At 59.8% G+C, this 13,196-nt stretch carries 8 protein-coding genes and 5 tRNA genes; 6 read left to right on the top strand and 7 right to left on the bottom strand.

Features of this window, described 5'->3' with window-relative positions; all coding sequences use genetic code 11:
* The first annotated feature begins 48 nt into the window (after positions 1 to 48).
* Positions 49 to 2,724 carry a DUF349 domain-containing protein gene (locus JDW18_RS14670; RefSeq protein WP_218240145.1) on the top strand — a complete coding sequence of 892 codons (2,676 nt, stop codon included), beginning with the start codon at positions 49 to 51 and terminating at the stop codon, positions 2,722 to 2,724.
* A gap of 140 nt (positions 2,725 to 2,864) precedes the next feature.
* Here the strand turns inward: JDW18_RS14670 and JDW18_RS14665 are convergent.
* From JDW18_RS14665 to JDW18_RS14645, 5 genes are all read right to left on the bottom strand, one after another.
* Positions 2,865 to 2,949: transfer RNA gene (locus JDW18_RS14665), tRNA-Leu, on the bottom strand.
* Between the two features lie 143 nt (positions 2,950 to 3,092).
* Positions 3,093 to 3,177, bottom strand: a tRNA-Leu gene (locus JDW18_RS14660).
* A gap of 143 nt (positions 3,178 to 3,320) precedes the next feature.
* A tRNA-Leu gene (locus JDW18_RS14655) sits at positions 3,321 to 3,405 on the bottom strand.
* Between the two features lie 143 nt (positions 3,406 to 3,548).
* A tRNA-Leu gene (locus JDW18_RS14650) sits at positions 3,549 to 3,633 on the bottom strand.
* Between the two features lie 146 nt (positions 3,634 to 3,779).
* A tRNA-Leu gene (locus JDW18_RS14645) sits at positions 3,780 to 3,864 on the bottom strand.
* A gap of 34 nt (positions 3,865 to 3,898) precedes the next feature.
* On the opposite strand from JDW18_RS14645, the gene rnr reads away from it, so the two are divergent.
* Positions 3,899 to 6,523 (top strand): ribonuclease R, encoded by a 2,625-nt coding sequence (gene rnr, locus JDW18_RS14640; RefSeq protein WP_218240144.1) that lies wholly within the window; start codon positions 3,899 to 3,901, stop codon positions 6,521 to 6,523.
* Positions 6,524 to 6,615: 92 nt separating this feature from the next.
* Here rnr and JDW18_RS14635 read toward each other — a convergent pair whose 3' ends face one another.
* Together JDW18_RS14635 and JDW18_RS14630 are read right to left on the bottom strand one after the other, a co-directional pair.
* Positions 6,616 to 8,181 carry an NAD(P)H-hydrate dehydratase gene (locus JDW18_RS14635; RefSeq protein WP_218240143.1) on the bottom strand — a complete coding sequence of 522 codons (1,566 nt, stop codon included), beginning with the start codon at positions 8,179 to 8,181 and terminating at the stop codon, positions 6,616 to 6,618.
* Positions 8,182 to 8,318: 137 nt separating this feature from the next.
* A complete protein-coding gene (locus tag JDW18_RS14630; protein ID WP_218240142.1) occupies positions 8,319 to 9,710 on the bottom strand; it encodes an amidase in 1,392 nt (463 codons plus the stop codon).
* A 219-nt stretch (positions 9,711 to 9,929) separates the two neighbouring features.
* Here JDW18_RS14630 and rpsB point away from each other — a divergent pair, with 219 nt between their 5' ends.
* From rpsB to frr, 4 genes are all read left to right on the top strand, one after another.
* On the top strand, positions 9,930 to 10,682 hold the full coding sequence (rpsB, locus tag JDW18_RS14625; RefSeq protein WP_218240141.1) for a 30S ribosomal protein S2: 753 nt from the start codon (positions 9,930 to 9,932) through the stop codon (positions 10,680 to 10,682).
* A gap of 194 nt (positions 10,683 to 10,876) precedes the next feature.
* Positions 10,877 to 11,770 carry a translation elongation factor Ts gene (gene tsf, locus JDW18_RS14620; protein WP_218240140.1) on the top strand — a complete coding sequence of 298 codons (894 nt, stop codon included), beginning with the start codon at positions 10,877 to 10,879 and terminating at the stop codon, positions 11,768 to 11,770.
* 96 nt (positions 11,771 to 11,866) lie between these two features.
* Complete coding sequence (pyrH, locus tag JDW18_RS14615) at positions 11,867 to 12,589, top strand: UMP kinase (RefSeq protein WP_218240139.1); 723 nt, start codon at positions 11,867 to 11,869, stop codon at positions 12,587 to 12,589.
* Positions 12,590 to 12,631: 42 nt separating this feature from the next.
* Entirely contained in the window at positions 12,632 to 13,192 is a 561-nt protein-coding gene (frr, locus tag JDW18_RS14610) for a ribosome recycling factor (protein ID WP_218240138.1), read from the top strand.
* Positions 13,193 to 13,196 lie beyond the last annotated feature (4 nt).

The following is a 13,196-nucleotide window of genomic DNA, read 5'->3' as shown; positions in this document are numbered from 1 at the left end:
CAAGCATTTTCTGACCCCTACATGACATCTATCTCTCCTAGCAGCACCATGTCTGATGCATCTGAAGTAAGCCCGGCCTCTGCCAAGAATTCTGAGCAACATCCGCTGGATGCGCTGACGGGTGGTGCTTTTTCTGCCGAAACCTCGGGTGATCGCGCCGCGCGCATCCGTGACTGGCTGACCACTCAACCCTCGGTTGAGCAACTCCAGGAAGTCCACAAGGAACTCAATGGCCGCGACAAGAGCGCAGCCCGCGCCGTGCGTGAGCGCCTGGACGAAATCCGTCGCACTGAAAACCAGGAAAAAATTTCCGTGGAGTGGGCTGACAAGGCCCAGGCCCTGCTGGCTGCTGCGCCTTTTGACGCCGCCGCCGCCGCCGCCTGGCAGCGTGACGCCGCCAAGGCCGGCGCTGCACTGTCGCGCGAGCCGCTGTCGCAGTTCAAGGCTCAGTTGGTTGAGCGCGTAAAGGCCGTGGAAGACCTGCAACACCGCACCCAGGTGCAGCGCGAAGTGGCGCTGCTGCTGGCGCAGCGCATTGAAGTGCTGTCCACCAAGTCCTGGAAGGATGCCAAGGCTGTGCTGGAAGCGCTGGGCGCTGACGTGGCACGCTGGCAAGAGCAGGCCAAGGAGTTGACCAGCGACGCCAGCTGGAGCAGCGTGGATGGCCGTTTCCCTCCTCAATTGGAAGCAGCATCCGCACAGCTGGCGCTGGTTTGGGACGCTTTCCAGTCTGCACTGGCACAAACCGAAACTGCGGCCGCTGACGAAACATCGCCTCTGCCCACCGTGCCCGTGTGGGCCGATGAAATTCGCGTGGCCCGTGGTCTGCCTCCTGAAGCCGCTCCTGCCGAGGCTGCCAAGCCCGCTGCCCGTGCTGCCGCTCCTGGCCGTGGCAAGCCCACACCCGAGCAGGTCGAAGCTGCCAAGGCGGGCCTGACACAGGCACTGCAAGCCCTCAAGGAAGAAACCGCCGCTGGCAACAGCAAGGCGGGCTCTGCCGCTGTGCAAGCCATGCGCGCTGCCATCAAGGCGCATGGCCGCTTTGTGGACGAAGCGCTGGTTGGCGAAGTGCACCAAGCACTGGTAGCCGCTGGTGAAGCCGATGGCTGGCAGCGTCAGAACGCAGACAAGCTGCGTGAAGAGCTGGTGGCCAAGGCCGAAGCCCTGCTGAACCGCCCCGAAGGGCAGGCTCTGGGTGGTCGCAAGATTCAGGAAACCCTGCGCGCCCTGCGCGAGCAGTGGAAGAACGCCGACCAGGGCGCTGCTGCCAACCACGCGCTGTGGAAGAAGTTTGACGAAGCCTGCAACGCTGCCTACAAGGTGGTTGAGTCTTGGCACGACAAGATCCGTCAGGACAGCACACAGGCCAAGGCCCAGCGCTTGACGCTGATTGAAGAAATCAAGGCCTGGGCTGCAGAGCACTCTGCCAGCCAGGACTGGAAGAACATGCTGCGCGCACTGCGCCAGTTTGGTGAGCGCTGGCGCGAAAGCGGCCACATCGGCGAAAAGCTGTTTGCTGAGCTGCAGCCGCTGTTCAAGCAAGCCATGGCTGCTGCTGAGGCACCTTTGCAGGCTGCACAAAAGGCCAGCCTGGATCGCCGTCACGCCATGATTGACGAAGCCGTGGCTCTGGGCGCTGCTGCTAGCCTGCGTATCGATGCTGTTAAGGCGCTGCAGCAGCGCTGGCAGGTTGAAGCGCAAGGCGTGCCTCTGGATCGCAAGCATGAGCAAAAGCTCTGGGACGCGTTCCGCAAGCCGCTGGATGACGCCTTCAATCGCAAGAGCGTAGAGCGTGGCTCGCGTGCACCTGCGGTCGAACTGTCCGAACATGACCGCCGCGTGCTGGAAGCCTCCAAGGCGGTGGAAGCTGCCAATGCCAGCGGTGATGCGCAGAAGATTCGCACTGCTCTGGCTGAGCTGGAAGCCGCTATCAAGGCCCAGCCTGCTGCAGAGAAATCTGATGCAAACCCGGCTCAAGTCCAAGACGGTCAAGCGCCTGTAGCTACTGAAACAGAAGCGCAAGCAACGGAAGCTGCTGATGCCCCCGTCGTCGCAAAGCCTGCTCGCCCTGTGCTGGCTGTGCGCGGTGATGACCGCCCAGGCATGAAGAAAGAAGCTGCGGCTGCACCCGCTGGTCGCCCAGGCGACCGCAAGGACGGAGGCCGTGGCCGCGATGCAGGCCGTGGCGGTGATCGCCCTGGTCGTGATGGCAGCCGTGGCGACATGGGCCGTGGCCGTCGTGAATTCACGCGCGAAGAACGTGGTCCACGTCTGGCAGATCCTGCTTTCCGCGCCCAGCGTGATGCGGTGGAGCATGCTCAGGAAGCTCTGCGCAAGCTGGCCGCTCAGGCCCACGGTGAAGCCCTGACCCAGCTGATGGGTGCATGGCAGTCGCGTGATGCCGAGCAAATGCCTTCGGCACAGCAACTGGGTGGCAAGGTGACGGCGCCTGTGCGCTCCTCCTGGTCCACCGCCATTGCCGCAGCGCCCAAGGGCAATGCCGCAGAAGCGCTGCTGCGCCTGGAAATGGCCGCCGATGTGCACACACCGGCAGACCAGCTGGCTGCGCGCCGTGCGCTGCAGCTGCAGATGCTGACACGTCGCAACGATCCTTCGCCCCAGCAGACATGGGGTCAGGACGTGGCTGCAGTGCTGGCCAGCGGTAGCGATGAAGCGACTGCACGCCGTTTGCAAACGGCACTGAAGCAGCTGCTGCGCAAGTAAATCAAACGCTTGTAGCTATCAAAAAGGGAGTCTGAGGACTCCCTTTTTTGTGCCTGCTTATTTCCTGCTTCGGATTGTGAGCGGAGGGCAGAGCGCCAACGAAAAAGCCGCTGCATTTGCATGCAACGGCTTGTCGTATTTGGTGCCCAGGAGAGGACTCGAACCTCCACGGAGTTACCCGCTAGTACCTGAAACTAGTGCGTCTACCAATTCCGCCACCTGGGCATTTCAGAGTGAGTGAATTATATAGCGGCAAACGCAGTGTTCTGGCGAGTTTGCGTGGTTTTTGCAAAGTTTTTTGCCAAGGCAGAAAAGCCAATCGGCCAACGAAAAAGCCGCTGCATTTGCATGCAACGGCTTGTCGTATTTGGTGCCCAGGAGAGGACTCGAACCTCCACGGAGTTACCCGCTAGTACCTGAAACTAGTGCGTCTACCAATTCCGCCACCTGGGCATTTCAGAGTGAGTGAATTATATAGCGGCAAACGCAGTGCTCTGGCGAGTTTGCGTGGTTTTTGCAAAGTTTTTTGCCAAGGCAGAAAAGCCAATCGGCCAACGAAAAAGCCGCTGCATTTGCATGCAACGGCTTGTCGTGTTTGGTGCCCAGGAGAGGACTCGAACCTCCACGGAGTTACCCGCTAGTACCTGAAACTAGTGCGTCTACCAATTCCGCCACCTGGGCATTTCAGAGTGAGTGAATTATATAGCGGCAAACGCAGCGCTCTGGCGAGTTTGCGAACATTTTTCGCAAAGATGCGAAAAGAGGGTGGGGTGATGTGAAAAACGAAAAAGCCGTTGCATTTGCATGCAACGGCTTGTCGTATTTGGTGCCCAGGAGAGGACTCGAACCTCCACGGAGTTACCCGCTAGTACCTGAAACTAGTGCGTCTACCAATTCCGCCACCTGGGCTTTCAGGGAAGCTTTGGATTATAGCGCAGTTTTCTGCGTTTAAACCTGACTTCAATTTTTTCAAGAGATGCCGATGGGGCTGAAAACATTCAATTGTCAGAATGTTTCCCCAGTTCATCGAAACCTTGTTAGGTTGTCGTTAAACTTGGTGCCCAGGAGAGGACTCGAACCTCCACGGAGTTACCCGCTAGTACCTGAAACTAGTGCGTCTACCAATTCCGCCACCTGGGCATCTCAGGAAAGACATAGATTGTATATCAAAAAAATGAACCCTCGCGCAAAAGCTGCCGATATGAATGAAGAAATCTTGGGCACTGTGCAGGGCCACCGCGACGGACACGGCTTCGTGGTCCGTGACGATGGTGAGCGTGATATCTACCTCCCTCCCAATGAAATGAGAGCCGTGCTGCACAAGGACCGTGTCCAGGTGCGCATTGCCCGCAATGACCACCGTGGTCGCCCCGAAGGGCGCGTGGTCGAGATCGTGGAGCGTCCAGATCAGCCCATCATTGGCCGTTTTCTGCAGGAAAGCGGTGTGTGGCTCGTGGCCCCCGAAGACAAGCGCTATGGTCAGGACATCCTGATCCCCTCCAATGCCACAGGCTCAGCCGAGCCGGGGCAGGTGGTGGTGGTCAAACTCACCGAAGCGCCTGCCCTGTTTGGTCAACCGGTTGGCCGCATCACCGAAGTGCTGGGTGAGGTGGATGACCCCGGCATGGAAATCGAAATTGCGGTGCGCAAATATGGTGTGCCGCATATCTTTTCGGATGCCTGCCTCAACCAGGCCAAGGCCTTGCCAGAAGTGGTGCGTGCTGCCGATTGCAAGCAGCGCATTGACCTGACGGATATTCCACTGGTCACGATTGACGGCGAAGACGCCCGTGACTTTGACGATGCCGTGTATTGCGAGCCTGCCAAGGTGGGCCGCAGCAAGGGCTGGCGTCTGCTGGTGGCCATTGCCGATGTGAGCCACTATGTGACGACGGGCAGTGCCATCGATGTGGACGCCTATGACCGCGCCACCAGCGTCTATTTCCCGCGCCGTGTGATTCCCATGCTGCCGGAAAAGCTCAGCAATGGTCTGTGCTCGCTGAACCCCGATGTGGATCGTCTGTGCATGGTCTGCGACATGCTGGTGACGGCCAAGGGTGAGGTGCAGGCCTATCAGTTCTATCCCGCGGTCATGCACAGCCATGCGCGCTTCACTTATACGGAAGTGGCGGCGATTCTGGCCAACACGCGTGGCCCGGAAGCAGCCAAGCGCAAGGACCGTGTGCAGGATCTGCTGAATCTGCACGGTGTCTATCAGGCGCTGCTCAAGGCCCGCGAGGAGCGCGGTGCGGTGGACTTCGAAACCACCGAAACGCAGATCGTGTGCGATGACAACGGCCGTATCGAGAAAATTGTGCCGCGCACCCGCAATGAGGCGCACAAGCTGATTGAAGAAGCCATGCTGGCGGCCAACGTCTGCAGCGCCGACTTTATTGAGCAAAGCGGCCAGCTGGGTCTGTTCCGCGTGCACGACAAGCCTTCGATGGAAAAGCAGGACATTCTGCGTAACTACCTCAAGGCCATGGGTGTGGGCATGAGCATCAGCGAGAACCCCACGACCAAGGAGTTCCAGCAGATTGCTGCGGCAACCAAGGACCGGCCTGATGCGCAGCAGATTCACACCATGCTGCTGCGCTCGATGATGCAGGCTTTCTACACGCCTGATAACAACGGCCACTTTGGTCTGGCGTTTGAGGCCTATACCCACTTCACCAGCCCGATTCGCCGCTACCCCGACTTGCTGGTGCACCGGGTCATCAAGGCTGAACTGGGCGGCACCCACTACAAGCTGCCCGCGCTGCCCACACCGGGCGAGGCTGAAGCCAAGATGGCCAAGCGCTTGGCTTCGCGGGTGGTGGAGCCCAATCAAAAGCCGCGCAAGCGTGCACCGGCCAAGGAGTTTCAGGCCTGGGAAGCAGCGGGCCTGCATTGCAGCGCCAACGAGCGCCGAGCCGATGAGGCCAGCCGCGATGTGGAAGCCTGGCTCAAGTGCAAATACATGCGCGAGCACCTGGGCGAGGAGTTTGCGGGCATGGTCTCGTCCGTCACGACGTTTGGTGTCTTTGTGACGCTGGACGCCATGTATGTGGAAGGTCTGGTGCACATCACCGAGCTGGGTGGCGACTACTTCCGCTTTGATGAAGCGCGTCAGGAACTGCGTGGCGAGCGCTCCGGTGTTCGCTACGGCATCGGCACCCGTGTGCGGGTGCAGGTCAGTCGCGTGGATCTGGATGGTCGCCGTATTGACTTCCGTCTGGTGCGTGATGGCGAGGACGCCATCATGTCGCCGCGCAATGCGCGCTCGAACGCGAAGGACGGGCGTGACGATCAGCGCGGGCGCCGGGAAGGCCGTGAGCCACGGGAGCAGCGCGAAGTGCGATCTGATGCGGGCTATGCCGAAAAGTGGAATCGCAGGGATGCCAAGGCCAGCCGTGCGCAGCGCAATGCAGCGGGCGGCTCTGAAAGCGCTGGCAGCAAGCAAAGCCGGAAAGCCGCCAAGAAAGCCATGCTCAAGGGTGTGAATCTGGCTGCGCTGGAAGCTGAATACGCACAGGCGCAAGCGCGTGGGGCTGCGGCTCAGAAGGCTGCAACTGCCCCGGCAGCGCCTGTTGCGGCAGAAGTGGTGCCGGCAGTTGCTACGCCCCGCAAGGCTGGCGCCAAGGGTGCAGTCAAGAAAAAGGTGGCAGCTTTGTTGAGTGCGGATGCTTCTGCCGCCAAGCCAGTGGCGCAAGAGGCTGTGCCCGCCAAGACGGCGAAAACAAGCAAGGCTGTCAAGCGCGTCAAGGCGCCTGCAAGCAGTGCTGCAGCCAAAAACACAAAGCGCAAGACGGCGCGCTGATGCCATGATGCGCTGAGTCTGCACTCACGAAAAAAGGCCTTGTTGGTAACGACAAGGCCTTTTTCTTTTGTGGGGGCGCTTTACTCTGCTTTTCAGTCGCCCAGATGCAATGCCAGTGCACTGGCGCTGAATGGCGTGCCGCAAGGCCAGTCGTCTGCCACTTGCCCATGCCTGAAAGCACCGCGCACAGCAGCCTGTTCGGCACTGCAGCCGGATGCCCAGAGGGCGCCAATCAGCCCGGCCAGTACATCACCGGTTCCGCCGCGGGCCAGCAGCGCGTTGCCTGTGCTGTTGATCCACGGCGTGCTGTGCGGGCTGGCGATGATGGTGCCTGAGCCTTTGAGCAGCACAGTGCATTGAAATTGCTGGGCCAGTGCGGTGGCTGCGTGCAGACGGTTGGCCTGAACGCTTTGCGTGCTGGTTTGCAGCAGGCGTGCGGCTTCCAGAGGGTGGGGCGTCAGCACGGTGGCCTGCTGGCGAGTGGCGCGCTCTTTGAGCAAGGTTGCCAGAGCAGGGGCGGCAGCTACGGCATTGAGGGCATCGGCATCCAGAACCAGTCTGGGAGCTTGCTGCAAAACGGCGGGTAGCCAGGCCATGATGGCTTGCCCGCCACCGCAGCCGCAGACCACTGTGGCCTGTTGCCAGTCTTGCGCCTGCGGTTGGCGCAGCATGATTTCTGGCCAGGGGGCAATGGCCTGCGTGGTGCTGCTTTCAGCATCCAGCAGGGCCAGCATCACACGTCCCGCGCCGGTGTGCAGCGCTGCCAGCGCGGCCAGCCATGCGGCACCTGTCATGGAGAGGCCTCGATGCCCCAGTCCTTCGCCGCCCAGAATGGCAACGTCACCAAAGCTGCCTTTGTGGCTGGCGTGAGGGCGTGTGTGGTGGTCGGTGTGGCCAGAGGATGGTGCTTGCGTGCTCAGGCGCGCAACGGGGTGGTGCTGCGCCAGAGGTGGGCAGCTCAAGTCATCACTCCACACCTGGCCGCAGGCGTCTCGTCCCTGTGCGGTGAACAGGCCGGGGTGCAGTGTCAGCAGCGCCAGTGTGTGGCGTGTGCTGATGGGGGCGGCCTCGGGGGCGAAGTCTGCGTGGTACTGGCCGGTGTCGGCATCCAGTCCGGATGCGATATCGACGCAAAGAACCGGGCAGCTGCTGCGTTGAACTTGCTTCAATAATTGAAGCAGTTTGCGCTGATCTGCATTAGGGGTTCCCGCATTTTGACTCTTGACGCCTATGCCCAGCAAGGCATCTATGCACAGATCTTGATGGCCCATGATGGCGGGGCATTCATCGACCCAGAGAACGCCTGCAGCCTGAGCGCGTAGCCAGGAGGCCTGGGCATCTGCGGGCAGTCTGGTGCTTTCTCTGACTTGGCTGACCAGAATTTCTGTCTGGGGTCGCAGGGCTTTGAGTTGTGCGGCGGCTTCAAACCCATCGCCGCCGTTGTTGCCGGGGCCGCAGGCAATCCAGATGCGCTGAGCATGGGGGGCAATAGCCATGGCCAGTTGCGCCACGGCAAGGCCTGCGCGCTGCATCAGGCAATGGGCTGGCAGATGGCTGGCGTAGAGCTGCTCCATCTGCCGGGTGGTGGGCGTGTCAAAAAGCGGCCAGCCAGAGTCAGAGTCTGTAGAGAAAGTCGCGTGAGAGGTGATGCGCAGCATGCATCAAGCATAGCGCCAGCACTGGTGGCGGCAGCTATTCATAGAGTTATGAAAACTGCCGCTGTGGTGAGGCGAATACGTTGTTTTTGATGCCGCAGCGCTTATCGATAAAGCGCAGGCAGCTATCAAATGTGATGTTATTCGCTGGCGTTGAGCACAGCTTCAATGTCAGCGCTGATCTGCAGCACGGCATCGTCATGCAGCGCGGCATGCCAGATCATCAGGCCCATGGGCAGCTCATCGGCCTGGTGGCAAGGCAGTGAGAGTGCGCAGCCGTCAAGCATGTTGACCACGCTGGTGTTGCGCAGCAGCAAGGCATTGATGCGCACAAACTCCGCATCGCGCTTGGCATCGGTTTCAGGGTCGAGGCCATTGGCGGGGGCGACGGAGCTGATGGTTGGCGCCGTCAGTGGTGTGGTTGGAGAGAGCAGGGCGTCGTAGGGCGCTATGGCGGCTTCCATTTTTGCAATCCACTGTTTGCGGGCCGCCAGCAGATCCAGATAGTCGGCGGCACTCATGGAGGCGCCACGCTCAATGCGCGAGCGCACTCGGGGGTCGTAGAGTGCGGCTTTGCTGGGGTCTTGCAACAGGTGGCGGTGCCATGCATAGCTTTCGGTGGGGGAGAAGCCGCCAATGATGTTGACGGCGTCCAGCGCTTCCAGTTCTGGCAGGTCTATCCATTCAATCTGCAAGCCTGCTGCCTGCAATTGGGAAATGCTGCGCTCGAAGGCGTGGCGTACAGCGGGCTCAATTTGCTCGAAGAAAATCTGGCGCGGCACGGCCAGACGCCATTGCTGGGGTGTGCGCTCTGACCTGCTCGTTTTCCGGTCGGCCAGAATTTCATGCAGCAGCACGGCGTCGCGCACGCTGCGGGTAATGGCGCAGGCGGTGTCCAGAGTGGGGGATAGCGGCACGGTGCCATCGACAGGCACCAGGCGGGCAGTGCTTTTGAAGCCAACCAGACCATTGAGAGCCGCAGGAATACGAATGGAGCCCCCGGTGTCTGAACCCAGCGCAGCCCAGGCGGCGCCACTGGCAACCGAGACGGCTGCGCCGGAGGATGAGCCGCCGGGGATGCGGGCAGGGCGCATGGGGGCGAGCTGTGGATTGGCGGGGTGGCGCGCATCCAGAGCGGCTGGCGTGCCAAAGTGCGGGTTCACGCCCACGCCCGAGAAAGCAAACTCCACCATATGTGTGCGGCCAATGATGGCGGCACCCGCTGCTTGAAGTCTTGCCACGGCCGTGCCTGTGCTTTCAGCCAGTGGCGCATCCTGCAGAACTCGGGAGCTGGCTGCGCTGCGTGAGCCTTCAAGGTCAAACAAGTCCTTGATGGAGATGGCAAGCCCGGCGAGGGGGGCGGTGCGCGGTGTTTCTGCCGCAGCCCAGCGGGCTTTGTCAAAAAAAGTCTGGCTGAAAACATGTGCGCACAGAGGGCTTTGCGCGGCTGCAATGCTCAATTCCATGAGGCTGGAAGCGCGTTCGCGGTCCTCTCGAATCTCAAGAGCTGCGTGACTGAGGTCGTGTTGCATGGCAATGTGCTAAAATTTTGCGGCTTTGCTAAGGGTTGGTCCGTAATGGGCTAGCCCGGAAAGCGCTGTAGGGGTTGTGGCGGCACGTTTTGCGTGATGCTGCAGCGCCTTCAGGCCGGCAAGGCAAATAGCAAATCGGCCTATTCAAGGTGTTGGCGCCACATAAGCGGGCGGCAATCGTTGGGCCGAATTTTAGACCTAACCTTAGAGGTAATTCACATGGCAGTAACAATGCGCGAGATGCTGGAAGCTGGCGTCCACTTCGGTCACCAAACTCGCTTCTGGAACCCCAAGATGGCTCCGTTCATCTTCGGTCACCGCAACAAGATTCACATCATCAACCTGGAAAAGTCCCTGCCGATGTTCCAGGAAGCCCAGAAGTTTGCCAAGCAGCTGACTGCTAACGGCGGCACTGTGCTGATGGTGGGTACAAAGCGCCAAGCTCGTGAGCTGGTGGCTGAGCAAGCTCAGCGCGCTGGTGTTCCTTATGTTGACCAACGCTGGTTGGGCGGCATGCTGACCAACTTCAAGACCGTCAAGACCTCCATCAAGCGTCTGAAGGACATGAAGGCTCAGCAAGAAACTGGTCTGGAATCCATGTCCAAGAAGGAACAGCTGATGTTCGTTCGCGAACTGGAAAAGCTGGAAAAGGACATCGGCGGTATCCAGGACATGAACGGCCTGCCTGACGCCATCTTCGTGATCGACGTGGGCTTCCACAAGATCGCTATCGCTGAAGCCAAGAAGCTGGGTATTCCTCTGATCGGCGTGGTTGACACCAACCACAACCCCGAAGGCATTGACTACGTGATTCCTGGTAACGACGACTCCGCCAAGGCTGTGCAACTGTACGCCCAAGGCATTGCCGACGCCATCCTGGAAGGCCGTGAAGCCCGTCTGAACGACGTGGTCAAGGCTGCCGCTGGTGAAGACGGCGACGAGTTCGTGGAAGTGGAAGAATCCGCCGCCTAAGCGAAGTCCGGCTGCGCGACCGCATCGCGAGAAAAAGCGGGGCTCTGAGTAGCCCCGTTTTTTTAGCCGGAATCCTGACTGGGCTTACGCAAGAAAGAATGCTCCGGCAATGAGCCTCCAAGACGGGGCCCTTGCCTTTTGAAGTTTGCGTAAGTCGTTCCTGTAACGAATCGAACTGATACTGGAGAAATACGATGGCAATTACTGCAAGCATGGTGGCCGAACTGCGCGCCAAGACCGACGCTCCCATGATGGAGTGCAAGAAGGCTCTGACCGAAGCTGATGGCGATATGGCCAAGGCGGAAGAGCTGCTGCGCGTCAAGCTGGGCACCAAGGCTGGTAAGGCCGCTTCCCGCGTGACTGCTGAAGGCGTTGTGGCTGCTTTCATCGAAGGCGACAAGGGTGGCCTGGTGGAAGTCAACAGCGAAACCGACTTCGTGTCCAAGAATGACAGCTTCATGGCCATGGCTAACGCCGCAGCCAAGCTGGTGGCTCTGAACAACCCCGCTGACCTGGACGCTCTGGGCGCCCTGGCTTACGAACAAGACGGCTACGGCCCCACTCTGGAAGACGTGCGCAAGGGCCTGATCGGCAAGATCGGCGAAAACATGTCTTTCCGCCGCTTCAAGGCTTTCAGCAATGCTGGCCTGGCCGCCTATGTGCACGGCAGCCGCATTGGTGTGGTTGTTGAATTCGACGGTGACGCTGCTGCTGCCAAGGATGTGGCCATGCACGTTGCTGCCATGAAGCCCGTGGCTGTGACTTCCGCTGACGTGCCTGCCGAGCTGATCGCCAAGGAACGCTCCGTGGCTGAAGCCAAGGCTGCTGAATCCGGCAAGCCTGCTGACATCGTCGCCAAGATGGTGGAAGGCTCCGTGCAGAAGTTCCTGAAGGAAGTTTCCCTGGCTGACCAGGTCTTCGTGAAGGCTGCTGACGGCAAGCAAACCGTGGCTCAGATGCTCAAGGCTGCCAACACCACCGTGAAGGGTTTCACGATGTATGTTGTGGGCGAAGGCATTGAGAAGAAGACTGACGACTTCGCCGCTGAAGTGGCTGCCCAGGTCGCAGCAGCCAAGGCTGGTGCTTAAACCTAAGCCTTAGCAAACAATCGCGGCCTGGTGCCGCGATTGATTTATCTCCCTCCCATTTTTTATTCTCACTTTAACTTCCTCCGGAGAAACACCATGTCCAACGCCATTCCTGCCCATAAGCGCATCCTGCTCAAGCTGTCGGGCGAGGCGTTAATGGGGGATGACCAGTTCGGCATCAACCGCGCAACCATTGAGCGCATGGTGGCTGAAATCGTGGAAGTGACCAAAGTGGGTGTGCAGGTTGCCGTGGTGATCGGTGGCGGCAATATTTTCCGCGGCGTTGCGGGTGGCTCGGTCGGTATGGACCGTGCAACCGCCGACTACATGGGCATGCTGGCCACGGTGATGAATTCCCTGGCTCTGGCTGACGCCATGGACAAGCAAGGCCTGACGGCCCGCGTGATGTCCGCCATTGGTATTGAGCAGGTGGTTGAGCCCTATGTGCGTCCCAAAGCTCTGCAGTACCTCGAAGAAGGCAAAGTGGTGGTGTTTGCTGCCGGTACGGGCAACCCTTTCTTTACGACCGATACCGCTGCTGCGCTGCGTGGTGCAGAAATCGGCGCCGAAGTCGTGCTCAAGGCCACCAAGGTGGATGGCGTGTACACAGCCGATCCTGTCAAGGATCCATCTGCCACCCGTTATGACAAGCTGACTTTTGACGAGGCTATCTCGCGCAATCTGGGCATCATGGATGCCACGGCTTTTGCGCTGTGCCGTGACCAGAAGCTGCCTATCCGTGTGTTTTCCATCGTCAAGCCCGGCGCACTCAAGCGTGTGGTGATGGGTGAGAACGAAGGCACACTGGTGTACGCTTGAGGGTTTCGCTCTCCTGCTGATATCCCTCCAAGGAAGAAGAACATGACGATTGCAGAAATCAAAAAGAATATCGAAACCAAGATGGGTCAATCCATCGAGGCTCTGAAGCACAACCTGTCCCGCGTGCGTACGGGTCGTCCCAGCCCCGCTTTGCTGGATGCCATTCACGTGGACTACTACGGCTCCATGGTGCCTCTGTCCCAGGTGGCCAACGTGTCCCTGCTGGATTCGCGCACTATCAGCGTGCAGCCCTGGGAAAAGAGCATGGCTGCCAAGGTGGAAAAGGCGATTCGTGAAAGCGATCTGGGCTTGAACCCCGCTTCCATGGGCGACCTGATTCGCGTGCCCATGCCCCCCATGAGCGAAGAGCGCCGCAAGGAAATGACCAAGCTGGCTCGCACAGAAGGCGAAAACTCCAAGATTGCCATCCGCAATCTGCGCCGTGATGCCAACGAAGGCGTGAAGAAGCTGGTCAAGGACAAGGAAGCGTCTGAAGACGATCAAAAGCGCTCCGAAGCCGAAATCCAGAAGATCACTGACAAGCACATCACTGAGATTGATGCGCTGGTAGCGGCCAAAGAACAGGACATCATGGCAGTCTGAGGCT

Origin of the sequence: Comamonas fluminis, assembly GCF_019186805.1 — a bacterium.
Taxonomy (GTDB): domain Bacteria; phylum Pseudomonadota; class Gammaproteobacteria; order Burkholderiales; family Burkholderiaceae_C; genus Comamonas; species Comamonas fluminis.
This window is presented reverse-complemented; position numbering and strand designations above follow the sequence as displayed.

Bases quoted from the DNA above. Each gene is read 5' to 3' on its own strand.
- JDW18_RS14670 (WP_218240145.1), top strand. From the start codon at position 49: ATGTCTGATGCATCTGAAGTAAGCCCGGCCTCTGCCAAGAATTCTGAG.
- rnr (WP_218240144.1), top strand. From the start codon at position 3,899: ATGAACCCTCGCGCAAAAGCTGCCGATATGAATGAAGAAATCTTGGGC.
- JDW18_RS14635 (WP_218240143.1), bottom strand. From the start codon at position 8,181: ATGCTGCGCATCACCTCTCACGCGACTTTCTCTACAGACTCTGACTCT.
- JDW18_RS14630 (WP_218240142.1), bottom strand. From the start codon at position 9,710: ATGCAACACGACCTCAGTCACGCAGCTCTTGAGATTCGAGAGGACCGC.
- rpsB (WP_218240141.1), top strand. From the start codon at position 9,930: ATGGCAGTAACAATGCGCGAGATGCTGGAAGCTGGCGTCCACTTCGGT.
- tsf (WP_218240140.1), top strand. From the start codon at position 10,877: ATGGCAATTACTGCAAGCATGGTGGCCGAACTGCGCGCCAAGACCGAC.
- pyrH (WP_218240139.1), top strand. From the start codon at position 11,867: ATGTCCAACGCCATTCCTGCCCATAAGCGCATCCTGCTCAAGCTGTCG.
- frr (WP_218240138.1), top strand. From the start codon at position 12,632: ATGACGATTGCAGAAATCAAAAAGAATATCGAAACCAAGATGGGTCAA.